The following is a 26894-nucleotide window of genomic DNA, read 5'->3' on the forward strand; positions in this document are numbered from 1 at the left end:
AACAAAGGTAAAAAACAAGGCCCGTATATCTGGCAAATGCCTAAGGTATACGGGCCTTATTTGGATGCGCAACTTGCTGATATGCTATTTGTTAGATTCCTGAGCTTTGTCAGGTGCTGCAGCGGCTTTGGGCAGTAGGCGCTCTATGTCCGGTGTTAGCTTCTCGGGTTTGGTGATCGGGGCGTAGCGTTTCACAGGCTTTCCGTCGGCATCGATCAGGAACTTGGTGAAGTTCCATTTCACGCGGCTGCCCAGTAGTCCGCCCAGCTCCGACTTCAGGTAGCGGAACACGGGGTGGGCGTTGCTGCCGTTCACGTCTACTTTCTCCATCATCGGGAAGCTCACGCCATAGTTGATCAGGCAACCCTGCTCAATTTCCTCTTTGCCGCCCGGCTCCTGGTTACCGAACTGGTTGCAGGGGAAGCCCAGTATCACCAGGCCGTCGTCTTTGTATTTTTTGTACAGATCTTCCAGGCCTTCGTACTGCGGTGTGAAACCACAGTGGCTGGCAGTGTTCACCACCAGCACGACTTTTCCTTTAAAGTCCTCCATGTTCACTTCCTTGCCCTGCAAAGAAGTTGCCGACAGGTTATAGAACGGGCTGTTATTCTGAGATGTGCTCATGTATTCTTTTAGGTATATGCTATACCTCAACCGGAAATCTTCAAAAAGGTTTTATTCGGTAGGCCGGATGCCGCGCGTCATCTCTCGTTTTCCCGGAGGGCCCGGCAGGGCTTCTACCTGGTAGCCGGCCGCTTTCAGACTGCGCTTAAACGAGCCTTTGGCGCAATAGGTCACCAGCACGCCGCCGGGGCGAGTAGCCTGGAACAGCTTGGCAAACATTTCGTCCGACCACAGTTCGGGCTGCTTTTCGGGCGCGAAGGCGTCGAAGTAAATCAGGTCGTAGTAGGCGCGCGGCGGTACGAACTCCTCAAGCGTCTCGTGGATCTTCTGCAGCGTGAAGTAGGGAATAACATCAATCGGTTCGTTCCAGGGGGCGCGGTGCAGGTTCAGGAACACGTCGTGCAACTCCGGGTTCAGGATCACCTTGTCGAACTGCAGCTGCTCCACCACCTCCATGGTCAGCGGAAACTTCTCCAGCGTGTCGTACTGGATGAAGGCTTTCTGGGCCAGCGCGAAAGGATAGGTGAGAATGGCGTTGAGGCCGGTGCCGAAACCCACCTCCAGTAGCTTGATGTCTTTGCGAAGATTGAGCACATGCTCCAGACCGTGCTTAATAAAGACATGCTGCGACTCCTGCAAAGCACCGTGCACCGAGTGGTAGTGCTCGTTCATTTCGGGCACATACAGGGTGTAGGAGCCGTCTTTGGTCTGCCTGATTTCGAGATGCATGATTATTTGTTTAATTTACAAATGTAAGCAATGGTTGGAGAATAATGAGGAATGAGTAATGATTAATGAATAGGGAGGAATAAGGAATAAATAATGAGTAATGAATAGTGATTAATGATTAATGATTAATGAAGAATCGCCAGTGCGTAATGATTAGAGACAAATGATTAACGCGATGAACCACTTCACAACTAAGCTGCTAACTCGCTATTTCCTGAGCCCTAACTCTACGCAGCTGATTCTGATACTGGTGTCCCGTGAAAGCATTTCAGATATTGTAGGAACAGGTCGCGACCTCTCCGAATCGTGCACATATATTCATGTCCGGATCACACTCCAGCTCCCAATAACAATCGTGCACCAAACAATCAACAATTTAACCATCCAGCCATTCAACTTTATACCTTTCTAACTTTCTACCTTTTTAACTTAAAAACATGCCCCGCATCAAAGTAGCTATACCTGACCACGTTTCTTTCGAAACTGCTATACCTGTCCGCATCACCGACCTGAACTACGGCGCCCACCTGGGCAACGATGCGCTGCTCTCCATTCTGCACGAGGCACGGCTGCAACTGCTGAAACACTTCGGCTATACCGAGCTCGATCTGGGCGGTGCCAGCCTGATCATGGCCGATGTGGCCATCGAGTATAAGGGCGAGGGCTTTTATGGCGATGTGCTCACGCTGAAGCTGGCATTCGACGATGTGCACAAGTATGGCTTCGATATTACCTACCACGTGCTCAACCAAAACGGCAAGGAAGTGGCCCGCGCCAAGACGGGTATGCTGTGCTTCAATTACCAGGAAAGAAAATTAATGGCACTGCCCAACGAAGTAAAAGCCCGGATTGAAACTAAAGCCTAAGTATTTTTGTAATTTTGTGGTATGAATTTGATTGCAGATATTCCCGTTTTAACAAAAAAAGACATTCGTAAGCTGTCGCTCGACGATCTGAAAGCCTGGCTCGTGGAGCAGGGCGAGAAAGCGTTCCGTGCCAAGCAGGTATACGAATGGATCTGGAAGCACTCGGCCCAGTCGTTTGAGGAGATGAACAACGTGAGCCTGGCCCTGCGCGAAAAGCTGGACCAGCACTTTGCCATTAACGCCGTGCAGGTGGCCACCAAGCAGATCAGCAACGACGGCACCATCAAGTCTGCCTTCAAACTCTACGACAACAACATTGTAGAAGGTGTGCTCATACCGCACGAAGAACGCAAGACGGCCTGCGTGAGCAGCCAGGTCGGTTGCTCGCTTACTTGTAAGTTCTGCGCCACCGGTTACATGGACCGCGTGCGCAACCTCGATGCCGCCGAAATCTACGACCAGGTGGTGCGCATCAACCAGCAGAGCCTGGAGCAGTACGGACAGCCGCTTTCCAACATTGTGTACATGGGCATGGGCGAGCCGATGCTCAACTACGCCAACGTGATGAAGAGCATCGAGCGCATTACGGCGCACGACGGCTTAGGAATGGCTGCACGCCGCATTACAGTGAGCACAGCCGGCATTGCGAAGATGATCAAGAAGATGGCCGACGATGGTGTGAAAGCTAACCTGGCCCTGTCGCTGCACGCGGCCAACGACGAGAAGCGCAACCAGATCATGCCGATCAACGAGACGAACTCGCTGGAGGCGCTGACCGATGCGCTGAAACACTTCCATCAGGTAACGGGCCGCAAGGTGACCTACGAGTACATCGTGTTCCAGAACTTCAACGACACGCTGGAGGATGCGGAAGAACTGTACCGTTTCTCAAAGGTGATCCCTTGCAAGATCAACCTGATCGAGTACAACCCGATTGAGAACGCCGATTATAAGAATACTGACGAAGAGCGCTGGCAGAACTTCATTTACTACCTCGCCGATCGTGGCGTGCAGGTGAACGTGCGCCGCAGCCGTGGCAAAGACATCGATGCCGCCTGCGGACAGCTCGCCGTAAAAGAGAAACAGCCCGCTTAACACGTCAGCTATACCTCATGCAAAAGGCCCCTGCTATACCTGTAGCAGGGGCCTTTTGCTATACCTTAGTTTTCGGGTCAGCTGGCTTTGTTGAACCTGCCTTCCGGCCTTGGTCTGCCACTGGAAATGTCGTGTGGGTTTTGGGTGACTTCCTGCTCTCTGAAAAGCACGGCATGGGCCTTCGGCCGAATTTCCTGACCAAACTCGGCGGCATACTGCTGGGTGAACTCGGCCCCAAACAGCACGATGAGCGAGGAGTAATAAATCCACACCAGAATCACGATGATAGAGCCAGCCGCACCATAGGCCGAGCCCGGGTCGCTGGTGCTGATGAACCAACTGATCAGAAACTTGCCGATCGTGAAGAGTAAAGCCGTGATCAGAGCGCCCACCCATACATCGCGCCATTTGATATAGGCATCCGGCAGATACTTAAAAATAAGCGAGAACAGGGCCGTGATGATGGCAACTGACAACACAAAGTCCATCGCCTTAATCAGAAAATAGAGCACATCAGGGGAGATGAACTGCAGGTAGTTGTCGAATATCTGGCGGAGGTATTCGCTCAGGATGGAGATGACAGCGCTCAGCAGAAGCGACACCAGCATGAGCAGGGCGATGCTCAGCACGATGCCAAACGAGAACATGCGTACCTTCAGCATTTTCACGATGCCGTTTGTCGGCTTGGCCTTCACGTTCCATACCCGGTTCAGCGACTCCTGCAGGGTGGCAAAGAAGGTGGTGGATGCAAAGATCAAGGTACCTATACCTATCCAGAAGGCAATGCCGCCGCCTTCGCTCAAGGCCGCGTTCTGCACAATGGTCTCAATGGATTCGGCTGCGCTGGGGCCTATGGCAGTAGAGATCTGTGCGGAGAGTTCACCTGAAACCGCCTTTTCCCCTAAAAAGAACCCTGCGGCCTGTATGATGATAACGAGCAAGGGAGGTATAGAGAAGATGGCGTTAAAGGCCAGCGCCGCTGCTAGCATCAAGGAACCATTGTCCAGAAATCCGTTGAAGGTGTTCTTGGTAAGCGGGAATATAATGCTGGTGATAGATTTCGTCATATTGTTCGTCTGTGTCAGAATAGCTTTTTGATACGGCAGCGGGAAATGTTAGGTTGGAAACCCTACAGCTTGCTGATGGTAGCCGTGAGGTGGCCGTGGGTATTCACGACGGCTGTATACCTGCTGTGACTATATCCGTGGATGATGCAGCAGGCTTTTGGGCTTGACGTCAAATTTATTGCGGATTTAACCAAAGTATCACGGTCGTAATGGCTTGAATTACTGTCACCTGTAGCGAGATGACGACATCTTGCGCAGGTATAAATTCGTACACGGGAGCGAACGTAAAGTATGGCTCGATGTCGCTAAAAAACCACCTCCAAATGCTGTTTTTATTCCTGTTGCTGTCCGGCTGCGCTCAAAGCCCCGGCGACAAAGCCCAAGGTATAGCCCAGAAGGTGTTGGAAAACATGGGCGGGGAGAAAGGCTGGAACGACACGCGCTACCTGGCCTGGACCTTCAACAACCAATACCAGGTGTGGGACAAACACCAGAACCGTTTCCGTTGGGAGCAGGACAGCCTTGTGGCCATTATCAACACCGACACCAAGGACGGCAAAGTATACGTGGAAGGCCAGGAGCTGCAGGACCCGGATGAGAAGCAGAAGCTGCTGGAGCGCGCCTATGCCCTCTGGATCAACAACTCCTATTGGCTCGTGATGCCCTTTAAGCTGCAGGACGAGGGCGTAACGCTCCGGTATGTGGGCGAGGAGCAAACCTTGGAAGGCGCCCCTGCCGATGTGCTGGAGATGACCTTTGCGCAGGTGGGCCTCACGCCGCAGAACAAGTACAGACTATGGGTGGATAAGGAGCAGGGGCTGGTGACGCAGTGGGCCTTTTTCCGAAGCGCCGAGGATGCCGAGCCTTCCTTTACCCGGCGCTGGAGTGATTACGAAGACTACGGCAGTATAAAACTGGCCTCTGACCGCAGCAACGCCCAGGGTGAATTCAAGCTGACCAACATAGCCGCACCAGCCGAGGTACCGGACGACGTGTTCAACAGTCCCACGCCAATCGAGAGACTTTAGCTTTTAAGGTACAAGACGCAAGATCATTTCTGCCAGACCGGTATAGAAGAAACGTGAAGGGCTGCCATACCTGGCAGCCCTTCCCATTTTTAAAAAGTATTATATTCCGCGTCTGGAACTACAACTTGTCTATAGTGGCGGTGAGGTTGCCACGGGCATTTACCACAGCCTGTATACCTGCCGGGCTCAGGTAAATGTTCTCGAGGGCCAGCTCGCTCACAGCGCCGCGCAACAGCACAGACTCGTGCAGGCGCCCTGACTGGTTCAGGGTCTGCTGCAGCAGGTTGCGCACATCGGTCAGCTGGCTTTGCACCGGTATGTTCACCTGGCTTTGGATCATGTCCTTGAACTTGTTTTTGGCGAGCCAGCTGGCCGTGTTTAGGAGCATGTCTTTGGTGTGGAGGTCGTAGTCCACGTCGCGCAGTTTGATGGAGGCGGTTTGGGCATCGTAGTAAGGCGTGCCGCGCAGGTATACCTTGCCAACGAGCTTTTTGGTGAAAAGTCCGGCCTTTGTTTTGCCGTCTACATCCAGCATCAGCACCAGTTGTTCGCCGCTCGGGGTGATGGCCGCATCCTTCACCGTAAGCTGGCTTTTGCCGTCATCGAAGGTATAGGTCTGGTTGGCCACTTGCTGCTGCATCAGGCTGCTGGCCTGGGTATAGGGCACGGTGGCCGTGAGGCCGATCTGGATGTCGTCGCTCAACCGGCTGTCGATGATGAGGCGGGGCAGGGTTCTGTTTACCTGCGTCTGCGGCTTGCCATCGGTATTGACGTGTATGAAGGAGCTGATGCCGAGCCGTGTATGCAGACTGCCGTTGTGAGCATAGAGTGGGGCCATTCGCACCTCCTGCGGCTTCACGGTGAGCCAGGCGTTGAGGTTGTCGTCCAGCTTCACGGGTTGCTGCAGCTGCACCCAGGTGTCGGCCACGTACTGGCGCAGGTTCAGGCGATTCTGTATTTCCTTGTCGAGCTGGCGGGCGATAGTGTTCATCTGCTGCTTCATGGCAGGCTCAATAAAGCGCGCCAGGCCAATCTTGATCGGCCCGAGCGTAATGTAGGGCTTGGTGTTGCCCCACTCGAAGTTTCCGCTCGTGATGGTGTTGACTTTGTAGTCGTCGGTCAGGCCAAAGCGGCTCTCGGTGCGCACGACCATGTCAAAAGAGGTGGCTTCAGTTTTGCTGAACGAAGGGCAGGCCTTGCAGGGCTCCCAGTTCCAGCGCCCTTTGGCATATACCTGCAGCGGCACACTAAAGTAGAATTTGTCCTGCTCGGCCCGGATGGTCAGGCGGCCCTTTTTGAGCACCGTCACCATCAGGTTGTCGTCGTTCAGGTTATCGTCCTTGTAAAGAGCGCCCTGCAGTTCCTGGTTTAGCTTCTCTTCAATGGCCGCCAAAGGTATAGACACAGGTATGCTGATAGAAGACAGCTTGGGCTGATAGGCAGGCACATTGGCCACCGTCACCGGCGGGGCTGCCGTGTCCAGACGAGCGGTGCTGGAACAGGCCTGAAAGGCGAGCAGGCTGCTCAGCACAAACAAAATAAAAACAAGCTGCAGGGTAGTGAGTCGGAACACGCGGTATAGGCTTCTAAATAAGGACGCAATTTACGGCTTTTGCGCTTTCGCTATACCTGGCACAGGTATAGCGAGTCAGGATTCCTGGGCTGCAGGCTGCAAGAGCCGGGCCAGCATAGCGCGAATGCCTTCTTCGGTGTCAACAATGCCGCACTCCTGAATTGTTCCTTTCAGGTAGGAAGCAAAAAAGGGCGTACCGGTTAGCCTGACCTCCTGGCTGGATACAGGGTTCTCGCTGGCGTTCATGCGCACGAAGGAGATCGTGTCGTACTGTGGTTCGGTGGAAAGTTTCCGGAAAGAGGGGGACAGTTGTTTGCAAACCGGGCAAGCCGGGTCGGTGAACTTGACGATCACCCTTTCCTTTTCAAATATCAGCTGGCGCAGCTTGTTGTCGTTTATATCAGATACAGTCATATTTTGTGTTTTGAGGCCGGGCAATTACGGCGGTACTTCTGTAATCTGTAGACGTTTTGTGCAAAATATAGGTTAACTGCTGAATAAGAAAACAGCCGCCAGCAAGATGCCAGCGGCTGATTGTACAAGTGTAGCTATTCTTTAATCTTTATTAAAATACAAATCCAAGACCTCCAGTTGGCAAGCGACAGGCGCTCGAAAGTAGGAACTAGGGGTGCCTCATTTCTTTTAATGTTCAAAATGATATATAGTCTAAAGCAAATGTTGTGCCTGTTTATTTCAGGAGCGTCTACTTATGGTAAAATTTTTACAGGGCATAAAAAAGCGGATGATGCTTTCGCACCACCCGCTTTCGGTTTACGCTTTGCAGGCCTCAGGTATAGCCCAGCGCTTTAACGCCGCTATTACTTAAAAGTCCTTTGTCTAATCGTCTTTTGTCAGAACTACGCCAGCGTCTGCTCTTCCTTCATTTTTTTCAGGTTCAGGAGCATGTCCTCGGTCATGGCATCTAAATCGTAGCTCGGTTTCCAGCCCCAGTCCTGCTGGGCGGTGCTGTCGTCGATGCTCTGCGGCCACGAATCGGCGATGTGCTGACGGTAGTCGGGCTTGTAAGTGATCTTAAAGTCAGGTATAAACTTCTGGATAGACTCGGTGATCTCCTTCGGCGAGAAGCTCATAGCGTTCAGGTTGTACGAGTCACGGATCTTCACTTGCTCAGCCGGGGCATGCATCAGGTCCAGCGTCGCTTTCAGGGCATCGGGCATGTACATCATCGGCAGGTAGGTGTTCTCGCTCAGGAAGCACTCGTAGGTTTCACCCTCCAACGCCTTGTGGTAGATGTCCACGGCGTAGTCGGTGGTGCCGCCGCCAGGCAGGGCTTTGTAACCGATCAGGCCAGGGTAGCGGAGGCTGCGCACATCCAGGCCATACTTCTGGAAGTAGTATTCACACCAGCGCTCACCGGCCTGCTTGCTCACGCCATAGACCGTGTTCGGGTCCATGACGGTGTACTGCGGCGTGTTCTGGCGCGGGGTGTTCGGGCCGAAAACTGCAATGGAGCTAGGCCAGTATACCTTCTGCACCTTGTGCTCCAGCGACAGGTCCAGCACGTTGAAGAGGCCCTCCATGTTCAGCTTCCAGGCGAACTTCGGGTTGCGCTCCCCGGTGGCCGACAGCACAGCCGCCAGGTGGTAAATCTGCTTGAATTTATATTTGGAGGCCAGTTCGGCCAGTACGTTTGTGTCCAGCGCATCCACTTTCTCAAAGGGGCCTGAATCGCGGAGGTCAGCCTGTTTCGGGGCCGCGATGTCGGCTGCCACCACATTCGATCCGCCGTACATGTTGCGCAGCTCCAGGGTGAGTTCAGAGCCAAGTTGTCCGCAGGCACCAATCACCAATACCGTGTCACTTGTGTTTGCCATAGTCTTTAAATTATTTGCACAAAGTAACCGATTTCAGGTCAATCCTGAAAGTATAAGCGCAAGAATCCCAGCGGTTCTGAAATAGAAAACGCCTGCCAGGGGCAAGCGCTTCAAGCTCACTAAACTAATCTTAACCTAATATTTTTTCTCCACGAACCAAAGGTATAGTGGCGAATCGGGTCCTGAAATAGCTTGGGGCAGATTTAACGATTAAGTAACGCAATGGTAAAATAGAAATAATACCATCCTGTTTCAGGAGTCCTATTTTCTTATATTTGTTGAGTAAAAGACCTCTGCAGGCAACACAGCAGGCAATGGGGCAAAATAAAACACGATTCAACCCTGTTTCCGTACCTTTGCAGGTATAGCACACGGGCAGCGCACCATGACGTTTGAAGAGTACCTCATAAAGAAGCGGATAAACAGGGAAGCCTTTGCGGCCGAAGACCTCAGCCGGTACCAGGCCTGGGAGAGCATGTACGCACAGATGCATCCCAACAGCTTTTACGTGGCCGTGAAAATGGTGCTCAACAACGTGCGGCTGCGCTACCACCTGCGCGAAGAGGACGTGCCGAAACCGGCCACCACAGCCGCGCCACGCCCGGCAGCCCGTCGGGCCGCGCCGCCAGCCGCTATACCTGTATCCGACGGAGCGATCGCCATACCTGCGCCTCCGTCAGACACTGCCGCGGATGCTTCAGCTATACCTGCCAGTGCGGATGTTCCACAGGAAACAACTGAGGGAAAGTCTGTTATACCTGCCGCAGCGCCTAAGCCAAGACCTGTGGTGCGTCGTCCGGCTGCCTTGAAACCACCAGTGGAGGGTGAGGAAAGCTCAACGGCAGACAAACCACAGGGAGAAGCCGCTAAACCTGCTGCGCCACGTGCCCGGCCGGTGATCAAACGCCCGGCCGCCCTGGCAAAGCCAGAGGAACAACCAATCAGCGAGGAGCAGGAAAGACAAGCTATACCTGAGCAGACCGCTTCCGCCGAATCATCAACGGAAGGAGCCAAACCGGCTCGTCCGCGACCGGTAATCAAGCGGCCTGCCGCCCTGCAAAAGCCGGTGCAAGGAGAGGAGCAGCCTGCTTCAGAAAAACCTATCGAAGGTATAGCGCCCACCAGCGAAACTGCTGCAGAAGCACCCAGGCCAACGCGCCCCAGACCGGTTATCAAAAGGCCTACTGCCTTGCAGAAACCTACTGATGAGGAATCAACTGCTTCGGGTGCAGCGGAAAAGGATGCTACCATTGCGGCAACAAGTATAGACACCCCGCCGGTGCAGCCTGCCGACGAAGCCTCTCCGAAGCCGCCGCGGCCGCGCCCTGTCATCAAGCGTCCGACTGCTCTATCCAGACCGGCCGCGACAGAAGTAAAACCTGAAGAAGGCAGACCCGCGGGGGATAAGGCCACTATACCTGCAGCCGCTGCAAACGTACCAGTAGAAGAACCATCGTCAGCAGAAGCGCCTGCGGTAGAACCACCTGCTGCAACAGAAACAACAGTACCGGCCAAACTACCAAGGCCACGACCGATCATCAAGCGACCGGCAGCACCTGCGTCGGAGGTAGCACCAAGCAAGGCGGAGCAGCCGGAAAACCCGTCGGCAACAGAGAAGCCGGAAGCAACAACTGAAGCGTCGTCTATACCTGAGGAGAAGTCGGGAGCAGCGGCTATACCTGAAGATGAGGTGCCTAAACCGAAACCACCGCGACCGAGGCCGATCATCCGTCGTCCGCCACCCAAAATAGAAGAATAAGCACAGGTGCCTTACCTACCGGATCAACATAAAAACAAGTAACAGCTTAACGAAGATAAACATGTACGAAACCTTAAAACCAGATTTGGAAAAACAGCTTGCCGAGATCAAGGAAGCTGGCTTGTATAAGCAGGAGCGCATCATTACGACGCCGCAGGGCGCCGACATCGATACCACGCAGATGGAGCACGTGCTCAACTTCTGCGCCAACAACTACCTGGGCCTGTCGGCTCACCCGAAAGTGATCGAGGCAGCCAAGCACGCCATCGACACGCACGGCTACGGCATGAGCTCGGTGCGCTTTATCTGCGGTACGCAGGACATCCACAAAGAACTCGAGCAAAAGCTGTCGGAGTTCCTGGGCACAGAAGACACCATCCTCTACGCGGCGGCCTTTGACGCAAACGGTGGCGTGTTTGAGCCTTTGTTCGACGCTGAATCGGCCATTATTTCTGATGCCCTGAACCACGCCTCCATCATCGACGGCATCCGTCTGTGCAAGGCGCAGCGCTTCCGCTACGAGCACAACAACATGGAGGACCTGGAGGCCAAGCTGCAGGAGGCCATGAACGCCGGCACCAAGCACCGCATCATCGTAACGGATGGCGCCTTCTCGATGGACGGCACTGTGGCGCAACTTGACAAGATTGTAGAACTGGCTGACAAGTACCAGGCCTTGATTATGGTGGACGACTCGCATGCGACTGGCTTTATGGGCAAGACGGGCCGTGGCGTGCACGAGTACCACAACGTAATGGACAAAATAGACATCATCACAGGCACGCTGGGCAAAGCGTTGGGTGGTGCCATGGGTGGTTTCACGTCCGGCAAAAAAGAGATCATCGACATGCTGCGTCAGCGCTCACGTCCTTACCTGTTCTCTAACTCGCTGGCGCCGTCTATCGTGGGCGCTTCCATTGCCGTGCTCGACATGCTGCGCTCCACTACCGAACTGCGCGACAAGCTGGAGTGGAACACGAAGTATTTCCGTGAGCAGATCACCGCGGCCGGTTTCGACATCAAGCCGGGCGACCACCCGATCGTGCCGGTGATGCTCTACGATGCCCCGCTGGCGCAGGAATTTGCCGCCCGCATGCTCGACAAAGGCATCTACGTGATCGGTTTCTACTACCCGGTAGTACCAAAAGGCCAGGCCCGCATCCGGGTGCAGCTCTCCGCCGTGCACGACCGTGTGCACATCGACAAGTGCATCGCCGCTTTTGTGGAAGTAGGCAAAGAGCTTGGTGTGATTAAGTAAATCAGCTTAAACTAAGGTATAGAAACAGCCGCTCCCCAACAGGAGCGGCTGTTTTTTTTATAAAGTACAATATAAATACTTGTTTTATATATGATTTGTGCTATCTTGAAGAATTAAGCAGCTGTGTAGCAGCCCAGTTTGCGCATCTGCACAGCCTGAAATCTAAATAAACCGAACCTGAGCTATGGAGGAATACAGCCTTAAAATGATTGCAGCATTCGTCTGGTTTTTTGTAAGCCTAACCTTAATGATTTGGGGATTCTATGCTGTAAGCCAAACCACGGTGAGCAAAAATGAGAAGCTACTCTGGAAGATTATGTTCTTCATCACGCCGCCGCTAACCTTCCTGCTTTTTAAAATAAAGAAAGTAGAACACAGGTAGTGCAGAGTCGATGCTATACCCGGCTTATGTGCCTGCTAGGCTCAATTAGCTAAGTCTAGGCAGGCAGCAGGATTTTCTGTATCTTGTGCTATCCGTTTTCATTTACCCGCTATACCTATGAACAACGTCAAGATAAAGGCTGGACAACTCTTGCTCGGCACCGTGCTGGCCTGGCTGGTGATCTCGTTTCTGGCCTATGCCACGGCTGATATGCGGGGAGAGGTGAACCTGACGGGCACGCTGCTGCAGATCACATTTTACTTTTCCATCCTGCTTTCCGCAGAAGCATACCTGAGCATGATGCTCAATCCGCAGTGGGTACGGGTGAACCTGGGTATGGTGCTGCTGCTCTGCGCCCCGGCCCTGGCCTACCTGGCCTGGTTTGTCAGTCAGATTTTGTTTGGATAACATCATATTTTCCATCTCTTTATGCTATTCTGTTATCTTCAGACAGACCCCTTCTTCGGCACCATTGTGTTTCTGGTGGTGGCCTATTACCTCCTGGTCGTGCTCTCGCTGCTGCACCTCATCTTTAAGACCAATTATAACCTGACCGAGCGCCTGCTTTGGATGGTGGTGCTGTGGGTGGTACCTGTTTTTGGGCTGCTGGCTTACTGGGTTTTCTGGAAAAGAAGAACCTCTCTATAACGAACCGAAAATTGATGAAAACAATACTGAGTACAGCCGCTCTGCTACTGCTGACCCTGACGGGGTATGGGCAAGCGAAAACAACAGACAGGAGAATGCTGACGGACACAGAGCCTGCAATCAGGCAGTATAGAGTGGAGGAGCAGAAAGCCTGGGAGGCAAAAAACGAGTCGCTTGCCTTAGCTTACCGCGACTCGGTGCAGCATAGCATCATCGGCTCTTACATTGAAGATCATACCTTCAGAACACTGGATGGGAAGGAGGTAAAACTCAGTAATCTCAACAAGCCTTTGCTGCTCATTACCTCCGCCACATGGTGTGCCCCTTGTGTAAGCGAGATACCCGCACTGAACAAAGTGGCTAAAGAGTATGCAGACAAAGTAGCTTTCATCGTGCTCTTTCATGACACCAAAGATGAGAAGCTTATGAAACTGGCAAAGAAGTTCAGCAGCCCGGTGATGCTCGTGCCGTCCGTGAAAAAAGAAGAGGATGAGCTTACTGTGGCTATTTCAGGCTTCAGGCACATTTTGGGGTACCCTACAAATTACTTGATAGACCCAGAAAGAAGGATCATTGGCTTTTCGCAGGGTGCAGCCGTGGCGATGACCTATATAAACGAAAAAGGGGAAGGGGTAACGACTACGCAGGAGCAGGCAAACGAACTGAACTATGCTAAATTAAAAGAGCAGGCGGAGCAACTGCTAAATCATACTACCTCTATGTCCGCAAAATAAAAAAGCCTCCGCTTAGCGGAGGCCCTTTCCATAGTTTAGTTCTAAGTATTGTCTTTAATGCGCTATGGCTATTCTTCTTTAGCGGCATTCTGGCCTTGCTCGTCCAGTGTGATGGTGCCAGTCTGGCCTTCTTTGTTGGTCAGGCTGATTTCGTACACCACTTTTGCGTTGGCGTCACCTTCAGCTGGCTTCACTTTGTAGATATCGCCTACTGTCCACTCTTTGTAAGCTTCGTGGTCCAGCACAGCCTTCACTGGGGCTGGAAGCTGATCTTTGGTAACTTTTTCTTTATTATCGTTTTGTGTTTGTGTCTGGGCTTGCTCAGCAGCCTGTGTGGCTTGTGCGTTCGCATCGATTGATGTAAATCCTAAAAGGGCGATGACGGCTGCTAAAAAAGTTGCTTTTTTCATGTTATGCTTATTTAAGTTCGATTAACATTTGATTTGCAAAGCCCTATTGGCAGAATCGTGCCATAACTTACAAAATGGGTTAAGTAACTGTTAATAAGCTGTTTGTGAATTTTAAGGGTTTTGCCCGAACTGTGGAAGTGCGTCGGAAGCTGGGGAATGATTTCTACACTTTGTGGTGCGAGGCCCCAATCAATGTATTTGGCGCAAGGTATAGCAGCCAGTTATAGGAAGCGGTAAATAGAAAAGCTAACCCCGGGAGGCGGGCTTTGCTTTCATTGCTGGCTATACCTTACACGGCGCTCACCGATTTCTCGGTGGGGGCCGGGGCAGCGGCTGGTCTCTGATCTGTGTCGAACAGGAACTGGTTGAGCTTCACGCGAAGGTCGGCGGAGGAAAGGTTGCGGTATACCTCGGCATTGCGCACGAGTGCGATCTGGCCCGTCTCTTCCGAAACCACCAGCACCACGCTGTCGGTCACTTCGCTCAGGCCAATGGCGGCGCGGTGACGGAGGCCCATGGAAGCAGGGATCTCATTATTTTCCGTTACCGGCAAAATACAGCGGGCTGCCTTAATGCGATTGCCCGATATGATCACGGCACCGTCGTGCAGCGGACTCGTTTTGTTAAAGATCGACATCAGCAGGCGCTTCGAGATCACGGCATCGATCAGGTCACCGGACTCGGCATAGTACTTCAATTCTGAGCTTTTGGCAAACACGATCAGGGCACCCGTGTTTTTGGCAGCCAACGATTTGGCGGCTTCAATAAAAGGTGTGAGGCTAAGTTTCTCCACCTGCTCGCGGCGCCACGGGAAGCCACGGAACAGGCGGTCGTTGTTGAAGGCGGTGGTTTTGCCGATAAGGAGCAGGAAGCGTCGGATCTCGGGCTGGAACACGATGATGGCCGCCAGCACACCCACACCCATAAATTGGCCGAGGATAATACTGAGCAACTCCATGCCAGCCGCCCTTACCACCAGGTATAGCAGGTATACAGAAAGGAGCCCTAGGAAAATTTTGAGCGCCACACTACCGGTCAGGAGTTTGTAGAGCTGGTAGAGCAATACCGTCACGAGCAGAATGTCGAGCACATCCAGCAGCTCAATCTCCAAAAAACCCAGTGTAAATAAAGGAATCAATGCGTTACTTTCGTGAATAGTTGGATAGTCTGTTTAGTTTCTTTTACGTCGTGCACCCGCAAAATGTCGGCGCCTTTCCCTAACGCGATGGTGTTGAGTGCTATTGTGCCGGCCAGTGCCTCTGATTGGTCGATGCCGAGGTACTTGTAGGTCATGGACTTGCGGGATACCCCCACTAGTAACGGCAGCTCCAGTATTCGAAGTTCCTCCAGGCGGCGCATTAACTCAAAGTTTTGATCTACAGTCTTGGCAAAACCGAAGCCCGGGTCCAGGATGATGTCGTTCACGCCCATACCTTTGAGCTGTGCCACCTTGGCCTGCAGTTCGTCGATCACCTCCAGCACCAGGTCGTCATAGTCTGTGAGGCTGTTCATGGTTTGCGGCGTGCCGCGCATGTGCATCAGGATGTAGGGCACCTGCAGGCGCGCCACCGTCTCGAACATGGCCTCGTCGAGGGTGCCGCCCGAAATGTCGTTGATGATCGAAGCGCCCGCCTGTATACTTGCTTCAGCTACTTTGGCCCGGAAGGTATCCACAGAGATAATGGCTTCCGGAAAACGTTGCATGATGGCCTCCACGGCAGGTATAACCCGGTCCAGCTCTTCGGCTGCTGTAACCTCCGCAGCACCTGGTCGGGAGGAATAGCCACCCAGGTCGAGGATGTCGGCGCCGTCGCGCAGCATGGCTTCGGTGCGATGCAGCACTTCGTCGAGGGAGCGGAGGCGGCTGTCTGCAAAGAAGGAGTCAGGCGTGACGTTGAGGATGCCCATCACGAGCGGCGTGTCCAGCGAAAGGATTTTTCCGCGGCAGTTAAGTGTGCTTTTCTTTCGAAAAAACTTATCTTTCGATTCCAATGTTGGCGTATCTGTCAATCGTTTAAAATTAAAGCTAAAAAGTTGATTAGTCAAACACTCCAGGAATATAATCAGGTAGTAAACCGCTGCAAAGATACCTTCGTCAAGAAGACCAAAGACTACGGCACCGCCTGGCGCGTGCTGCGTCTGCCGTCCATCACCGACCAGATCTTCATCAAGGCCCAGCGCATCCGCTCCATTCAGGAGAAGGGCAGGCAAATGGTGGAGGACGACGTGCGCGACGAGTTTGTAGGCATCATCAACTACTGCGTGATTGCCCTGATGCAGCTGGGTTTGCAGGAGAGCGACGAATTGACGCTGTCGGCAGAGGAGGTGGAGCGCATGTATACCGCCCAGATCGAAGAGAACATCAAGCTGCTCAACGCCAAGAACCACGACTACGGCGAGGCCTGGCGCGACATGCGCGTAAGCTCCATCACCGACATTATCCTGATGAAGCTCTACCGCACCAAGCAGATCGAAGACAACGAAGGCCAGACCCTGATCTCGGAAGGCGTGGAAGCCAACTACCGCGACATGATCAACTACGCCGTGTTCGCGCTGATCAAGCAGGGCTTTGCGGAGCCGGCGAAGTAAGGTATAAGCAAGACGCAATTATGTCATCTCGACGATAGGGGAGATCTGGAGGTTTGATTTCCAAGTTAGTTTCAGATTTCTCTGAGCTATGCTCGCCCCTTCGACTTGCGTCTCGGGCGTGTTCGAAACGACAAAAGTCCTTTAACAGAAGGTGTAGTTTAAACAGGAGAGACTTTACTGAAAAGCATAGAATGAAAAATATACTATTGGTTCTTGCCTTCCTGTTGTCCTTCGACTGCTATGCCATAAAACCGGTCAGAGAATACATAGCCACGCCAGACAGCTTAGGAATGAGTTATGAGCAACAGAGGGTTAAAACTGTAGATGGTTACTCAATCAACACATGGATAATTAAGCCAACTGCAGGCAAAGACAAGAAAACCACTTTGGTGTTGACTTATGCTGACAGCGGTAACATGTCCTTTTGGCTCTACCATATCAAGGCTCTCACAGATAATGGCTTCACTGTAGTAGCTTATGACTATAGGGGATTCGGAAAAAGCTCTGATTTTGCAATCAACCCACTTAACCTCTACTACAATGAGTTTGCCACCGACCTGGAAGCAGTACTAGGTTGGACAAAAAGGAACGTTAAAAGTGATAAAATAGGAGTGTTGGCATTTTCGATGGGCACAATTGTAGCAACGCTCGCCTTGCAGCACGAGAAGGTTGACTTTCTAATCGGAGAAGGATACGTCTACGAGCCTGGTGCCTATGTTTCAAAGATAAAGGAGTTGAAAGACAGGGATGTTGTTTTGCCTCCGGGTGCCGATACTTATACCTCAAAGCTGAAAAAAATAAAGTGCGACATGCTTCTGGTGGCAGGAGAGAAAGATAAATTCACCACAGTAGAAGACAGCGCAAAGATTGCCCGGCAACGGAATAATAGAGAAACTTTAACGCACAGCGGAAATCATACCGAGGGTTTTATTCAGATGACTCAAAATAGCTTCGGTGATAAGTATATAGACGAACTAATCAGGTTCACTCATAAATAGAAATCATTAAATGGTGACAGACCTAAAGCATAAACCCGTGCCTTAGCTAAGTCAATATTATTAACTAAACCATCAAACATATTTCTCTCCCCCTCCTGTTTTTAGGAGGGGGCAGGGGGGAGGTAAATTATGCGCTACATCACGAAATTTTTCTGGCTCTTTGTAGGAGTGCTGTTCATCTTCTCGGGGATGATCAAGATCAACGACCCGGTGGGCACGGCCATCAAACTGGAGGAGTACTTTGAGGTATTCGCTCACGACATTTCGCCACTGTTTCTGTCACTGGTGCCGGCAGCCCTGTTTCTGTCCATTTTCCTGAGTGCGGCGGAGATTGTGCTGGGCGTGGCGCTGCTTATCCGCTGGAAACTGAAAGAGGTGCTGTGGCTGCTGCTGGCCATGATCGTGTTCTTCACGTTTCTGACCTTCTACTCGGCCTATTTCAACAAAGTGACTGACTGCGGCTGCTTCGGCGATGCCATCAAACTTACCCCATGGGAGTCGTTTACCAAAGACATTGTACTGTTGGTGATGATCATTTGGCTGCTCATTTTCTGCAGGCATTTGCAGCCGCTGGTGCAGGCTAAGGTGGGTGCGATCGTTACGGCACTTACCGCTCTTATATCGGTAGGCATCGGCTGGTACGCCTACGAGCACCTGCCCTACGTCGACTTCCGGGCTTATAAAATTGGTAACAACATCCCGACGCTGATGAAGCCCTCGGCCCCGCTGCGCTACAAGTATGTGATGGTGAAAGACGGGCAGGAACAGGAGTTTGAAGAATACCCGATGGAAGAGGGCTATACCTTCAAGGAGATGGTGGCCGTGAACCCAGAGGACGGTCCGAAGATCACTGACTTTAACGTGTGGAACGATGAAGGGGACTTTACGCAAGAGATCCTGGCGGGCAACAAACTGCTCGTGATCGTGCACAGCGTGGACAAGGCCAACCGCAGTAACATCGACAAAATCAACAAACTGGTGCAGGCAGCCGAACAGCAAGGTATAGCGGCAGTGGTCATTACTTCTTCCGGTCGTCAGGAGTTCGAGGCTTTCCGCCACGAGGTGGGATTGGCGGCCCCTTACTATTTCGGCGATGGCACGGTGCTCAAGACCATGATGCGCTCCAACCCCGGCACCATGCTGCTGCAGAACGGCACAGTAAAAGGCATGTGGCACCACAACGACACCCCCGAAGTGTCGGAACTGGTGGGTTTACTGTAAGCATAAACACTCAACCATGAACAGATGGCTACATCTTGTTGTGCTCTCTTTCTTAATTATCTCCTGCAGTAAAAAGCCTCAAGATAAAATTTCAGAAGAGCTTGTTTGCAATATTATTGTAGCTGATCCGCTCCTACAGGCTTACAACGATGTGTTAACTGAATTGGTGGAAGACCATTTCTACATGATGTTTCTTGGGAAGGCTGGAGAGTTGCTAACTATTGAGTATTCAAATGAAGTAAAAACTGACTCTCACCTGGCTGAAAATAAATTGAAAGCTGGTGTGAATGCTTTAAAGCATGATCTTTTGAAAGATACTGCTAGCCTGAAGACGATTTTCATCAGCACTAAGGGCACGCATCAGGTTTTATTTAACGAGTTCTCCGAATTGCTCTGGCAAAAGCCACTAGATGAATTAGAAGGTAATGATGGGATCAGAGATCTTCTTGCAAGGTATAATCTAGATAATCCTGCAGCATTTGTCGCATTAGGAGAACCGTAACAAGAATACAAAGCATCAGATTTTCGGGCATGTTCTTTTAAAGTAGCCTCTTTAGGTGAAGTAGAATCTATCCTCGATTTAGAGCGCCACAAAAAGCTAAATACAATAGGGCAGGTGAGTCTTTCTGAAATCATCTGGAATGATCAAATGACTAAAGGCTTGTTATACTACGAATTCTATTGCTTGGGAAACTGTGGCAAGGGAGGATTTTTAGAGATTGAGAAGTTAAATGGCCGTTGGGAAATTATAAATACTACTCCATTCTGGGTAGCTTAAAATACAATAGTAGAGCGGAACACTCCTTTGAAAGCACAGCGCATTTTCCTGATCGGTATGATGGGGGCGGGCAAGACCACGCTGGGGCGTGAGCTGGCCAGTCGGCTCGGCTATACCTTCGTGGACCTCGACGTCTACCTGGAGAAGCGGGAAGGCAAGAGCATTGCGCAGCTTTTTGAGGCAGTAGGGCAGGAGGGTTTCCGGCTGAAAGAACGGCAGGCGCTGGAGGCAGTGGTACAAGACTACGAGCAAGCCGTCATTGCCACAGGTGGAGGCACGCCCTGCTTCTTCGACAACATGAATTTTATCAACCAGCATGGCACAAGCATTTTTCTGGATGTGCCGGCTGAAACAATCACGCAACGACTGCTTTTAACGGATTTAAGCCAGCGACCCCTGCTGGCGCAGAAAAGTGAAGCCGAGCTAAAGGATTTCATAGTCAAAACATTAGCTGAACGTATCGTCTATTATCAGCGGGCCAGGTATACGCTAACGGGAAAAAGGTATAACATTGAACGGTTAGAATCGTTAGTTAAACCATAACAGAAACCCCGCGTTACCGCTTGTGTATTGCAGCGGATAAATACATACGGTATACCTAATATTTAACTAATTTTGCGGTAGAAATCCGTTTTTAGCAAAATCTGACTATGAAACCCAATCACAAAGGACAAGCGCAGATATTCCAGAACCCTGTGCTGGAGAGACTGACGCGTACGCACATCGCACTACCTATCACCATCTTTATTGTCATCGCCGTCGGGCTGATCTACTATGGCATCACCTACAGCTTCATCAATGTGCTGGAGGCGATCAGCTTCTTCCTGCTAGGCTGGCTGATCTTCTCGCTGATCGAGTACTGCGCCCACCGTTTCGTGTTCCACATGGATACCGACACGCCGATGAAAGAACGCATCCAATATACCTTCCACGGCAACCACCACGAGTACCCGAAAGACAAGGAGCGCCTGGCCATGCCGCCGATCGTGAGCCTCTTCATCGCTTCGTTCTTCTTCTTTGTGTTTAAGTTGATCTTTGGTCAGTTTGTGTTCGGGGTAGTGGCCGGCCTGCTGTTTGGCTATGCGCTATACCTGTTTGTGCACTATGCGGTGCATGCTTACGCGCCGCCCAAGAACTTCCTGAAGCAACTCTGGATTCACCACAGCATTCACCATTACAAAGACCCTAACGTGGCCTATGGGGTATCCTCGCCGCTCTGGGACTATATACTGGGCACTATGCCGAAGCGCACCAACACCAAGTAATTTCCAGGTATAGAAAATCAAAAAGGGAGCCGATTGGCTCCCTTTTCTTTTGTTAGGTACTGCGTTTATCGTCTGAATCTGCTGAACAGCCAGCCCACCAGGGCCACGATCAGGACGATGATGATGAGGGCGGTCCACATACCCGCCTTGAAGATGTCTCCGATTATCTCGCAGCTGCTCAGCGTCACCGCCATCAGCACAAATAACACGGATAAGTATGCTCTTATATTTTTCATGGTCTTCGTTGGTTAAAGTTATCGCGCGGCACCATACCCGCTTATAGAACGTGAGGCCGTGCTTAATATGACGAAATTGTCATATATATTGAGATACTTGCTTTTCGGGGAAAAGGTTGGCTTAAAAGGGGCTGGTGTGTAGGAGGGGAGTCTAACGGATGAGCCTAAAACAAAAAAGCCACTCAATTGAGTGGCTTTTGCTCCCCCTCCTGGGCTCGAACCAGGGACCCCCTGATTAACAGTCAGGTGCTCTAACCAACTGAGCTAAGGAGGAATGTATTTTTATGTTCAGTGACGGCCTCTACCGTCGAATGATGATGCAATATTACGGTGCTTTAGCTTATAACGCAAGTGCAGGTCTGAAAAATATTTCAAGACGGCTGTAAATAATTGTGAATCAATCTGAAAAATTTAATTAAAAATAGAGAGCAGGGAGCCGCTCAGGGCGGTTCGGTATTGCCTTAGCCCATAAACGGCCGGACCCGTCATTACGCCGCCCTGAAAGTTGAACTGCGAGCCGCAGCATTTGTCGTTGATGAAGAGGTTGGACTGGTCTACTTCCACACGGCCACAAGGCAGGTCAGCAGTTGGGTCGTAGGGGCAGGCCCGCTCAAAAGCCAGGTATAGGTTGGCGTTTTGGCGCACCACAATGATGCCTTTGTAGCCATTCTCCAGGTAGGCGTAGCCGCCGTCCTGACGCAGGCGCGGGTACAGCTGGCTGTTCACGTTGATCTGCTCGCTTACCGGCACGTTGGGTATGCCTGGCCCCTGACTGTCGCTGCCACAAGAGACAAGGACAAACAGCACAAGGAGGCAGAGGAGCCTACTGGTAGTCGTAAAAACCTTTGCCAGACTTGCGGCCGTGGTGGCCGGCGTCCACTTTCTGCTGCTGTATGCGGCTCGGTCTGAATTTCGGGTCATAATGGAAGGCCTCAAACATGGAGGAGGTAACTGAGAAATTGGTATCTACGCCGATCAGGTCCATCAGTTCGAAAGGCCCCATCTTAAAGCCGCTTGCCTGCATGAGCCGGTCAATGCCCTTGGCATCGGCCACGCCTTCTTCCAGCAACTTCAGTCCCTCTACATAAAAGTGACGTGCCACCCGGTTTACGATAAAGCCTGGCGCGTCTTTGGCCATTACCGGCTTCTTGTCCAGCTTCAGGGCCAGCTGACGGATCGTCTCGGCTACTTCCGGCGACGTGGCCGCTCCCGAGATCACCTCTACCAGCTTCATAATATGGGCCGGATTGAAAAAGTGCATGCCCACCACCCGCTCCGGGTGCGGTATACCTGCCGCAATGCGGGTAATCGGTATAGAGGAGGTATTTGAAGCGAAGATGGTGTCCGGCGAGTTCACCGCGTCCAGGTCCTTGAAGATGCTCTGCTTCACCTCCAGGCGCTCTACCACAGCTTCTATGATAACGTCTGCATTGAGCTGCAGCGTATCGCCGGTATAGGTTAAGTTCGCCAAAGTCGCCTGTTTTTCGGCCTCGGTCAGCTTGCCGCGCTCAATCCCTTTGTCGAGGTTCTTGATGGTGGTGGCTTCGGCTTTCTGCAGTACCTGCGCATTAATGTCGAACAGGATGGTGGTATACCCAGCCTGCGCACAGATCTGCGCTATACCCTGGCCCATCGTGCCGGCACCTACTATACCTATGGTCTTGATCGCCTCGAAGTTCATTTGATTGAGTGATTTAGTGAGTTAGTGATTGAGCGAATTAGTGATTGAGTGATTAGGTATAAGTTGGTGAATCTTGATTTAATAATTCGGGTAGTGATCGATTTATAATTCGTGCCAGCCTTTTAGAATAATCGGACCAATCATCAAGCTAATCACTGACACCTTTAATCAAAAAATAAAAAATCACTCATTCACTCAACCACTCAATCGCTAAATTACTCCTTTAAACTGTCGCAGGAAGCGCACGTCATTTTCGGTGAACAGGCGCAAGTCTTTTATCTGGTAGCGGAGCATGGTGATACGCTCGATGCCCATACCGAAAGCGAAGCCCGAGTATACCGTGGAGTCGATGTTGCAGTTGTCGAGCACGTTCGGGTCTACCATACCGGCGCCGCCAATCTCTACCCAGCCCGACTGCTTGCAGATGTTACAGCCTTCGCCTTTGCAGATAAGACACGAAATGTCAATCTCGGCGCTTGGCTCCGTGAACGGGAAGAACGACGGGCGGAAACGGATTTTGGTGTCCTGCCCGAACATCTCCTTGGCAAAATAATAAAGCGTTTCCTTGAGGTCTTTGAAGCTCACGCCCTTGTTTACGTACAGGCCCTCTACCTGCTGGAACACCATGTGCGCGCGCGCCGAGATGGCCTCGTTGCGGTATACGCGGCCCGGCATGATGCTGCGCAGCGGCGGCTGGTTGTTCTCCATCAGGCGCACCTGCACGTTGGAGGTATGGGTACGGAGCAATTTATCGCGATCTTCGCTCAGGAAGAAAGTGTCCTGCATTTCGCGGGCAGGGTGGTTCTCCGGGAAGTTCAGGGCCGTAAAGTTGTGCCAGTCGTCCTCGATCTCCGGGCCGTCGGCCACGTTGAAGCCGATACGCTCGAAAATGCGCACGATCTCGGCGCGCACCAGCGAAAGTGGGTGGCGGGTGCCCAACGTATTAGGTATAGGAGGTAGCGTAAAGTCAAAAGCGTTTTCGGCTTCAGCTCCTGCCGAAGTGTTGGCCAGCTGCTCCTGTGCCTCATCGAAGCGGGCCTGAGCGCGGTTCTTGAGCTGATTCAGCTCCTGGCCCACCTGGCGGCGCTGCTCCGGCGCCACTGATTTCAGGTCATCGAAAAGGGCGGCGATGGCACCTTTGCGACCGATGTACGCGATGCGAAACTGCTCCAACTCGGCAGCGCCTGTCAGCTGCGCGGCCTCTATCTCTTGTGCTACTCTCTGTATATTCTCAACCATAGTATGCAAAGATAATAATTTGAGAAATGCGAACGCCAAAATAAGGCGCTTTGCTATACCTTGCCAATCGGTAAACAAATGCTAACTTGGTTTACCGACGCCAACCGGCCGTTCACCGACTTCTGTACCAGAGTAGCCTATTAGCCATTGAAGTGGGCTTTAGCTTCTTATACCTTTGGAACAGATCTTAAAACTAAACGAAATAAAACCATGAAAAATCAAGATTACAATAGAGGCGGTTCCGGCAAAATGGCTGGCGTATTTCTCCTGATGGTGGGCGTTCTCTTGCTCACTGCCAAAATGGGCATTTTCTTTCTGCCGGGCTGGGTGTTCTCCTGGCCGATGTTCCTGATCGCACTGGGTGTTTACTTGGGTTTCAAGCACTCGTTCCAGAAACCGAGCTGGCTGGTGCTGATCGTGATCGGTGGCGTTTTCCTGCTCGACAAGCACTTCTTCCTGGACTTTAACCTGAAGATGTATTTCTGGCCGATCCTGATCATTGGTCTGGGTCTTTGGCTGATCATGAAGCCTAAAAAGCGCAACCCTTGGGAAGCACAGATCAATGCCAATCCTAACCCGAGACCAGAGGACACACCCGGCTATTACACCGATCCGGTGAATGGCGCTTACCCCGGTGGCTATACCGACTATACCGGCGACGAAGCTTACACAGCCAATGGCTACGATGGCACGCAGGGCTACACGGCTGGCGGACCCGAAGACCAGCTCGACAGTGTGGCAGTGCTAGGCGGGATAAAAAAAAACATCGTCTCTAAAAACTTCAAAGGAGGCGAAGTGGTGAGTGTGTTCGGCGGCACGGAGCTCAACCTGATGCAGGCCGACATTCAGCACCCCATTGTACTGGAGGCTACTCAGATATTCGGAGGCACCACATTGATCGTACCCCCGCACTGGCAGGTGAAGTCCGACGAGATGGTGGCCATACTGGGCGGCATTGACGACAAGCGACCGGCCATGCCACAGGGCTACGACCCGAATAAAGTGCTCATCCTGAAAGGCACCACGCTGTTTGGCGGACTAAGCATTAAGAGCTACTAATATGGAGGGGGTGGCATCGCAGGTGCGCCTGGGGCTGCTATACCTGGGCTGGGCTTTGCTCTGGTCGGTGGTGCAGGTGCTGGTGCTCTGGCCTACAGGCTTTGAGAGGCACATCATGGTGACGGATGCGTTGCTTACCAACCTGCTGCTGGCCATTGGCGGCTTTGCCATGGGCACGGGGCTGCGCTACTACCAGCCCAGCTTGCGACAGGCGGGTTTCCTGCTGGGCTGGAGCCTGGGGCTGGCAGGTATAAGCGCCACCGTCTTCTACTGGAGCACCCATACCTTGTTCGAAAGCAACGCGCTATACCTTCGATTTGTGGACAGCACACTGGCGATCAGGGTAGCGTTTAACTGGCTGATGCTGCTCCTGATGCTACTCCTGACCTGGCTCTGGTTCTATACCCGTGAGTTGCAGGAGGCCGAAAAGCGCAAGGCCGCCACAGAGAAACTGGCCCGCGAGGCCGAGCTCTATAACCTGCGCCAGCAATTGCAGCCGCACTTTCTGTTCAACAGCCTCAACTCCATCAGCGCCCTGGCGGTGAGTCGGCCGGAGCAGGCCCGTACCATGGTGCAGCAGCTGTCCGATTTTCTGCGCGGCACCCTGCGCAAGGACAACAGCCAGCTGGTGCCTTTGGCGGAAGAACTCAAGCAGTTGCAGCTATACCTGGACATCGAGAAAGTGCGCTTCGGGCACCGCCTGCAGGTAGAGGTAGAGGCCACCGAAGAGAGCCAGGAGATGAAGTTACCCGTATTGTTGCTTCAACCAGTGGTGGAAAATGCCATCAAGTTCGGGCTCTACGATACGGTGGGGGAGACGGCCATCAAAGTAAAAGCGACGATAACAGACGGCTACCTGACCATCACGACCCAAAACCCCTACGACCCCGCCACGAGCCAGCCCCGCAAAGGCACCGGCTTTGGGCTCGACTCCATCCGGCGCAGGCTATACCTGCTCTATGCCCGCCAGGACTTGCTGAACACCACGCAGCAGGACCACCAGTTCACAACTACCATCAAAATACCCCAACACTATGAAAAAATGCCTGATAATAGATGACGAACCGCTGGCCCGCAGCATAGTGGCCGAGTACCTGCAGGCTTACCCCGAGCTGCAGGTAATGCAGGAGTGCGGCGATGGTTTTGAAGGTGTCAAGGCCATTATGCAGCACCAGCCCGATCTGATCTTCCTCGACATCCAGATGCCCAAGATCAATGGCTTCGAGATGCTGGAGCTCGTGGAGCAGGCGCCTGGTGTCATCTTCACCACCGCCTTCGACGAGTACGCCATCAAAGCTTTCGAAACCAATGCCGTCGACTACCTGCTCAAGCCGTTTAGCCGGGAGCGCTTCGATGCAGCCATACGCAAGTGGCTCCAAAACCAGAAAACGGCGGAGGCTCTACCTGTTACCACCGCCCTGGAAGAGGCCACTGGCAAGCAACCGGAAGAGCAGCACCGCATTGTGGTGCGGGCTGGCAACAACATCCGCATCATCCCTGTGGCTGATGTGCTATACCTAGAGGCCTACGACGACTATGTGAAGATCCATACCCGTGACGGCGTGTTCCTGAAAAAGAAGACGATGGGCTACTATGAAAAGGCGCTCGATCCGTCGCAATTCGTGCGGGTGCACCGCTCCTACATCATAGCCCTCTCGCAGCTCACCCGCATCGAACCCTTCGAGAAAGACAGCCACATGGCCCTGCTGCGCAATGGGCAGCGCATACCTTTAAGCAAAAGCGGCTATACCCGCCTGCGTACTGTGCTTGGCATTTAGATAGTATAACTGATGGCAACAGCGTTGCATTCATCTGATTAT

The 26894-nt window shown here is 52.3% G+C and carries 31 protein-coding genes and 1 tRNA gene; 18 read left to right on the forward strand and 14 right to left on the reverse strand.

What is annotated here, in order from left to right:
* Window positions 1-84: 84 nt before the first annotated feature.
* Together B0B12_RS11030 and mnmC2 are read right to left on the reverse strand one after the other, a co-directional pair.
* Window positions 85-624 (reverse strand): glutathione peroxidase, encoded by a 540-nt coding sequence (locus B0B12_RS11030; RefSeq protein ID WP_076668850.1) that lies wholly within the window; start codon window positions 622-624, stop codon window positions 85-87.
* Between the two features lie 51 nt (window positions 625-675).
* A complete protein-coding gene (mnmC2, locus tag B0B12_RS11035) occupies window positions 676-1353 on the reverse strand; it encodes a tRNA (5-methylaminomethyl-2-thiouridine)(34)-methyltransferase MnmC2 (protein WP_076668852.1) in 678 nt (225 codons plus the stop codon).
* 437 nt (window positions 1354-1790) lie between these two features.
* Here mnmC2 and B0B12_RS11040 point away from each other — a divergent pair, with 437 nt between their 5' ends.
* On the forward strand, window positions 1791-2219 hold the full coding sequence (locus B0B12_RS11040; RefSeq protein ID WP_076668854.1) for an acyl-CoA thioesterase: 429 nt from the start codon (window positions 1791-1793) through the stop codon (window positions 2217-2219).
* A gap of 21 nt (window positions 2220-2240) precedes the next feature.
* Window positions 2241-3314, forward strand: a complete 1074-nt coding sequence (rlmN, locus tag B0B12_RS11045; RefSeq protein ID WP_076668855.1) for a dual-specificity RNA methyltransferase RlmN — start codon at window positions 2241-2243, stop codon at window positions 3312-3314.
* 77 nt (window positions 3315-3391) lie between these two features.
* On the opposite strand, the gene B0B12_RS11050 is transcribed toward rlmN, so the two are convergent.
* Window positions 3392-4381, reverse strand: a complete 990-nt coding sequence (locus tag B0B12_RS11050) for a YihY/virulence factor BrkB family protein (protein WP_076668857.1) — start codon at window positions 4379-4381, stop codon at window positions 3392-3394.
* 323 nt (window positions 4382-4704) lie between these two features.
* On the opposite strand from B0B12_RS11050, the gene B0B12_RS11055 reads away from it, so the two are divergent.
* Window positions 4705-5409 carry a hypothetical protein gene (locus tag B0B12_RS11055; RefSeq protein ID WP_139337793.1) on the forward strand — a complete coding sequence of 235 codons (705 nt, stop codon included), beginning with the start codon at window positions 4705-4707 and terminating at the stop codon, window positions 5407-5409.
* A gap of 118 nt (window positions 5410-5527) precedes the next feature.
* On the opposite strand, the gene B0B12_RS11060 is transcribed toward B0B12_RS11055, so the two are convergent.
* The 3 genes from B0B12_RS11060 to B0B12_RS11070 form a co-directional block, all read right to left on the reverse strand.
* Window positions 5528-6982, reverse strand: coding sequence for a DUF4403 family protein (locus B0B12_RS11060; protein ID WP_244554684.1), 1455 nt, complete (start codon window positions 6980-6982; stop codon window positions 5528-5530).
* A gap of 75 nt (window positions 6983-7057) precedes the next feature.
* Window positions 7058-7396, reverse strand: coding sequence for a thioredoxin family protein (locus B0B12_RS11065; RefSeq protein WP_076668861.1), 339 nt, complete (start codon window positions 7394-7396; stop codon window positions 7058-7060).
* 443 nt (window positions 7397-7839) lie between these two features.
* Complete coding sequence (locus B0B12_RS11070) at window positions 7840-8817, reverse strand: NAD-dependent epimerase/dehydratase family protein (RefSeq protein ID WP_076668863.1); 978 nt, start codon at window positions 8815-8817, stop codon at window positions 7840-7842.
* Window positions 8818-9202: 385 nt separating this feature from the next.
* Between B0B12_RS11070 and B0B12_RS11075 the strand changes: the two genes are divergently transcribed.
* From B0B12_RS11075 to B0B12_RS11100, 6 genes are all read left to right on the forward strand, one after another.
* Window positions 9203-10576 (forward strand): hypothetical protein, encoded by a 1374-nt coding sequence (locus B0B12_RS11075; protein WP_076668865.1) that lies wholly within the window; start codon window positions 9203-9205, stop codon window positions 10574-10576.
* A 61-nt stretch (window positions 10577-10637) separates the two neighbouring features.
* A complete protein-coding gene (kbl, locus tag B0B12_RS11080; RefSeq protein ID WP_076668866.1) occupies window positions 10638-11834 on the forward strand; it encodes a glycine C-acetyltransferase in 1197 nt (398 codons plus the stop codon).
* Window positions 11835-12018: 184 nt separating this feature from the next.
* Window positions 12019-12216 carry a hypothetical protein gene (locus B0B12_RS11085; protein WP_076668868.1) on the forward strand — a complete coding sequence of 66 codons (198 nt, stop codon included), beginning with the start codon at window positions 12019-12021 and terminating at the stop codon, window positions 12214-12216.
* Between the two features lie 117 nt (window positions 12217-12333).
* Window positions 12334-12624 (forward strand): hypothetical protein, encoded by a 291-nt coding sequence (locus B0B12_RS11090; protein WP_076668870.1) that lies wholly within the window; start codon window positions 12334-12336, stop codon window positions 12622-12624.
* Between the two features lie 21 nt (window positions 12625-12645).
* Window positions 12646-12864, forward strand: a complete 219-nt coding sequence (locus B0B12_RS11095) for a PLDc N-terminal domain-containing protein (protein WP_076668871.1) — start codon at window positions 12646-12648, stop codon at window positions 12862-12864.
* Window positions 12865-12878: 14 nt separating this feature from the next.
* Window positions 12879-13598 carry a TlpA family protein disulfide reductase gene (locus B0B12_RS11100; RefSeq protein ID WP_076668873.1) on the forward strand — a complete coding sequence of 240 codons (720 nt, stop codon included), beginning with the start codon at window positions 12879-12881 and terminating at the stop codon, window positions 13596-13598.
* A gap of 68 nt (window positions 13599-13666) precedes the next feature.
* Here B0B12_RS11100 and B0B12_RS11105 read toward each other — a convergent pair whose 3' ends face one another.
* From B0B12_RS11105 to folP, 3 genes are all read right to left on the reverse strand, one after another.
* Entirely contained in the window at window positions 13667-14008 is a 342-nt protein-coding gene (locus B0B12_RS11105; protein WP_076668875.1) for a hypothetical protein, read from the reverse strand.
* Window positions 14009-14297: 289 nt separating this feature from the next.
* On the reverse strand, window positions 14298-15146 hold the full coding sequence (gene cdaA / locus B0B12_RS11110; RefSeq protein ID WP_076668878.1) for a diadenylate cyclase CdaA: 849 nt from the start codon (window positions 15144-15146) through the stop codon (window positions 14298-14300).
* On the reverse strand, window positions 15143-16000 hold the full coding sequence (folP, locus tag B0B12_RS11115) for a dihydropteroate synthase (protein ID WP_076668880.1): 858 nt from the start codon (window positions 15998-16000) through the stop codon (window positions 15143-15145). The genes cdaA and folP overlap by 4 nt, the downstream gene beginning before the upstream one ends.
* A gap of 42 nt (window positions 16001-16042) precedes the next feature.
* Between folP and B0B12_RS11120 the strand changes: the two genes are divergently transcribed.
* From B0B12_RS11120 to B0B12_RS11145, 6 genes are all read left to right on the forward strand, one after another.
* A complete protein-coding gene (locus B0B12_RS11120) occupies window positions 16043-16597 on the forward strand; it encodes a DUF1599 domain-containing protein (RefSeq protein ID WP_076668882.1) in 555 nt (184 codons plus the stop codon).
* A 191-nt stretch (window positions 16598-16788) separates the two neighbouring features.
* The gene (locus tag B0B12_RS11125; protein WP_076668884.1) at window positions 16789-17595 is read left to right on the forward strand and encodes an alpha/beta hydrolase family protein; all 807 of its coding nucleotides are present in this window, start codon (window positions 16789-16791) and stop codon (window positions 17593-17595) included.
* A 129-nt stretch (window positions 17596-17724) separates the two neighbouring features.
* On the forward strand, window positions 17725-18816 hold the full coding sequence (locus B0B12_RS11130; RefSeq protein ID WP_076668886.1) for a BT_3928 family protein: 1092 nt from the start codon (window positions 17725-17727) through the stop codon (window positions 18814-18816).
* 16 nt (window positions 18817-18832) lie between these two features.
* The gene (locus B0B12_RS11135) at window positions 18833-19318 is read left to right on the forward strand and encodes a hypothetical protein (RefSeq protein WP_076668889.1); all 486 of its coding nucleotides are present in this window, start codon (window positions 18833-18835) and stop codon (window positions 19316-19318) included.
* Between the two features lie 303 nt (window positions 19319-19621).
* Window positions 19622-20137, forward strand: a complete 516-nt coding sequence (locus B0B12_RS11140; protein ID WP_139337794.1) for a shikimate kinase — start codon at window positions 19622-19624, stop codon at window positions 20135-20137.
* 107 nt (window positions 20138-20244) lie between these two features.
* A complete protein-coding gene (locus B0B12_RS11145; RefSeq protein WP_076668891.1) occupies window positions 20245-20859 on the forward strand; it encodes a sterol desaturase family protein in 615 nt (204 codons plus the stop codon).
* A gap of 65 nt (window positions 20860-20924) precedes the next feature.
* On the opposite strand, the gene B0B12_RS20325 is transcribed toward B0B12_RS11145, so the two are convergent.
* From B0B12_RS20325 to pheS, 5 genes are all read right to left on the reverse strand, one after another.
* Window positions 20925-21095, reverse strand: coding sequence for a hypothetical protein (locus tag B0B12_RS20325; RefSeq protein WP_170871850.1), 171 nt, complete (start codon window positions 21093-21095; stop codon window positions 20925-20927).
* Between the two features lie 200 nt (window positions 21096-21295).
* Window positions 21296-21369: transfer RNA gene (locus B0B12_RS11150), tRNA-Asn, on the reverse strand.
* 137 nt (window positions 21370-21506) lie between these two features.
* Complete coding sequence (locus tag B0B12_RS11155; protein ID WP_244554685.1) at window positions 21507-21902, reverse strand: Rieske (2Fe-2S) protein; 396 nt, start codon at window positions 21900-21902, stop codon at window positions 21507-21509.
* 16 nt (window positions 21903-21918) lie between these two features.
* The gene (locus tag B0B12_RS11160) at window positions 21919-22776 is read right to left on the reverse strand and encodes a 3-hydroxyacyl-CoA dehydrogenase NAD-binding domain-containing protein (protein WP_076668893.1); all 858 of its coding nucleotides are present in this window, start codon (window positions 22774-22776) and stop codon (window positions 21919-21921) included.
* 210 nt (window positions 22777-22986) lie between these two features.
* Window positions 22987-24015: a phenylalanine--tRNA ligase subunit alpha gene (pheS, locus tag B0B12_RS11165; protein ID WP_076668895.1), complete on the reverse strand. Its 1029-nt coding sequence runs from the start codon at window positions 24013-24015 to the stop codon at window positions 22987-22989.
* 210 nt (window positions 24016-24225) lie between these two features.
* On the opposite strand from pheS, the gene B0B12_RS11170 reads away from it, so the two are divergent.
* The 3 genes from B0B12_RS11170 to B0B12_RS11180 are packed head-to-tail and all read left to right on the forward strand — an operon-like array spanning window position 24226 to window position 26852.
* Window positions 24226-25074: a LiaF transmembrane domain-containing protein gene (locus tag B0B12_RS11170; RefSeq protein ID WP_076668897.1), complete on the forward strand. Its 849-nt coding sequence runs from the start codon at window positions 24226-24228 to the stop codon at window positions 25072-25074.
* Window position 25075: 1 nt separating this feature from the next.
* Window positions 25076-26134, forward strand: a complete 1059-nt coding sequence (locus B0B12_RS11175; RefSeq protein ID WP_076668899.1) for a sensor histidine kinase — start codon at window positions 25076-25078, stop codon at window positions 26132-26134.
* Window positions 26109-26852, forward strand: a complete 744-nt coding sequence (locus tag B0B12_RS11180; RefSeq protein WP_076668901.1) for a LytR/AlgR family response regulator transcription factor — start codon at window positions 26109-26111, stop codon at window positions 26850-26852. The genes B0B12_RS11175 and B0B12_RS11180 overlap by 26 nt, the downstream gene beginning before the upstream one ends.
* The last annotated feature ends 42 nt before the right edge of the window (window positions 26853-26894 follow it).

It is taken from the genome of Pontibacter indicus, from assembly GCF_900156345.1.
GTDB classification, from domain to species: Bacteria; Bacteroidota; Bacteroidia; order Cytophagales; family Hymenobacteraceae; genus Pontibacter; species Pontibacter indicus.

Excerpts from the sequence above, each read along its gene's own strand:
- B0B12_RS11030 (WP_076668850.1), bottom strand. The coding sequence starts at position 624 with ATGAGCACATCTCAGAATAACAGCCCGTTCTATAACCTGTCGGCAACT.
- mnmC2 (WP_076668852.1), bottom strand. The coding sequence starts at position 1,353 with ATGCATCTCGAAATCAGGCAGACCAAAGACGGCTCCTACACCCTGTAT.
- B0B12_RS11040 (WP_076668854.1), top strand. The coding sequence starts at position 1,791 with ATGCCCCGCATCAAAGTAGCTATACCTGACCACGTTTCTTTCGAAACT.
- rlmN (WP_076668855.1), top strand. The coding sequence starts at position 2,241 with ATGAATTTGATTGCAGATATTCCCGTTTTAACAAAAAAAGACATTCGT.
- B0B12_RS11050 (WP_076668857.1), bottom strand. The coding sequence starts at position 4,381 with ATGACGAAATCTATCACCAGCATTATATTCCCGCTTACCAAGAACACC.
- B0B12_RS11055 (WP_139337793.1), top strand. The coding sequence starts at position 4,705 with ATGCTGTTTTTATTCCTGTTGCTGTCCGGCTGCGCTCAAAGCCCCGGC.
- B0B12_RS11065 (WP_076668861.1), bottom strand. The coding sequence starts at position 7,396 with ATGACTGTATCTGATATAAACGACAACAAGCTGCGCCAGCTGATATTT.
- B0B12_RS11070 (WP_076668863.1), bottom strand. The coding sequence starts at position 8,817 with ATGGCAAACACAAGTGACACGGTATTGGTGATTGGTGCCTGCGGACAA.
- B0B12_RS11075 (WP_076668865.1), top strand. The coding sequence starts at position 9,203 with ATGACGTTTGAAGAGTACCTCATAAAGAAGCGGATAAACAGGGAAGCC.
- kbl (WP_076668866.1), top strand. The coding sequence starts at position 10,638 with ATGTACGAAACCTTAAAACCAGATTTGGAAAAACAGCTTGCCGAGATC.
- B0B12_RS11085 (WP_076668868.1), top strand. The coding sequence starts at position 12,019 with ATGGAGGAATACAGCCTTAAAATGATTGCAGCATTCGTCTGGTTTTTT.
- B0B12_RS11090 (WP_076668870.1), top strand. The coding sequence starts at position 12,334 with ATGAACAACGTCAAGATAAAGGCTGGACAACTCTTGCTCGGCACCGTG.
- B0B12_RS11095 (WP_076668871.1), top strand. The coding sequence starts at position 12,646 with ATGCTATTCTGTTATCTTCAGACAGACCCCTTCTTCGGCACCATTGTG.
- B0B12_RS11100 (WP_076668873.1), top strand. The coding sequence starts at position 12,879 with ATGAAAACAATACTGAGTACAGCCGCTCTGCTACTGCTGACCCTGACG.
- B0B12_RS11105 (WP_076668875.1), bottom strand. The coding sequence starts at position 14,008 with ATGAAAAAAGCAACTTTTTTAGCAGCCGTCATCGCCCTTTTAGGATTT.
- B0B12_RS11125 (WP_076668884.1), top strand. The coding sequence starts at position 16,789 with ATGAAAAATATACTATTGGTTCTTGCCTTCCTGTTGTCCTTCGACTGC.
- B0B12_RS11130 (WP_076668886.1), top strand. The coding sequence starts at position 17,725 with ATGCGCTACATCACGAAATTTTTCTGGCTCTTTGTAGGAGTGCTGTTC.
- B0B12_RS11135 (WP_076668889.1), top strand. The coding sequence starts at position 18,833 with ATGAACAGATGGCTACATCTTGTTGTGCTCTCTTTCTTAATTATCTCC.
- B0B12_RS11145 (WP_076668891.1), top strand. The coding sequence starts at position 20,245 with ATGAAACCCAATCACAAAGGACAAGCGCAGATATTCCAGAACCCTGTG.
- B0B12_RS20325 (WP_170871850.1), bottom strand. The coding sequence starts at position 21,095 with ATGAAAAATATAAGAGCATACTTATCCGTGTTATTTGTGCTGATGGCG.
- B0B12_RS11160 (WP_076668893.1), bottom strand. The coding sequence starts at position 22,776 with ATGAACTTCGAGGCGATCAAGACCATAGGTATAGTAGGTGCCGGCACG.
- pheS (WP_076668895.1), bottom strand. The coding sequence starts at position 24,015 with ATGGTTGAGAATATACAGAGAGTAGCACAAGAGATAGAGGCCGCGCAG.
- B0B12_RS11170 (WP_076668897.1), top strand. The coding sequence starts at position 24,226 with ATGAAAAATCAAGATTACAATAGAGGCGGTTCCGGCAAAATGGCTGGC.
- B0B12_RS11175 (WP_076668899.1), top strand. The coding sequence starts at position 25,076 with ATGGAGGGGGTGGCATCGCAGGTGCGCCTGGGGCTGCTATACCTGGGC.
- B0B12_RS11180 (WP_076668901.1), top strand. The coding sequence starts at position 26,109 with ATGAAAAAATGCCTGATAATAGATGACGAACCGCTGGCCCGCAGCATA.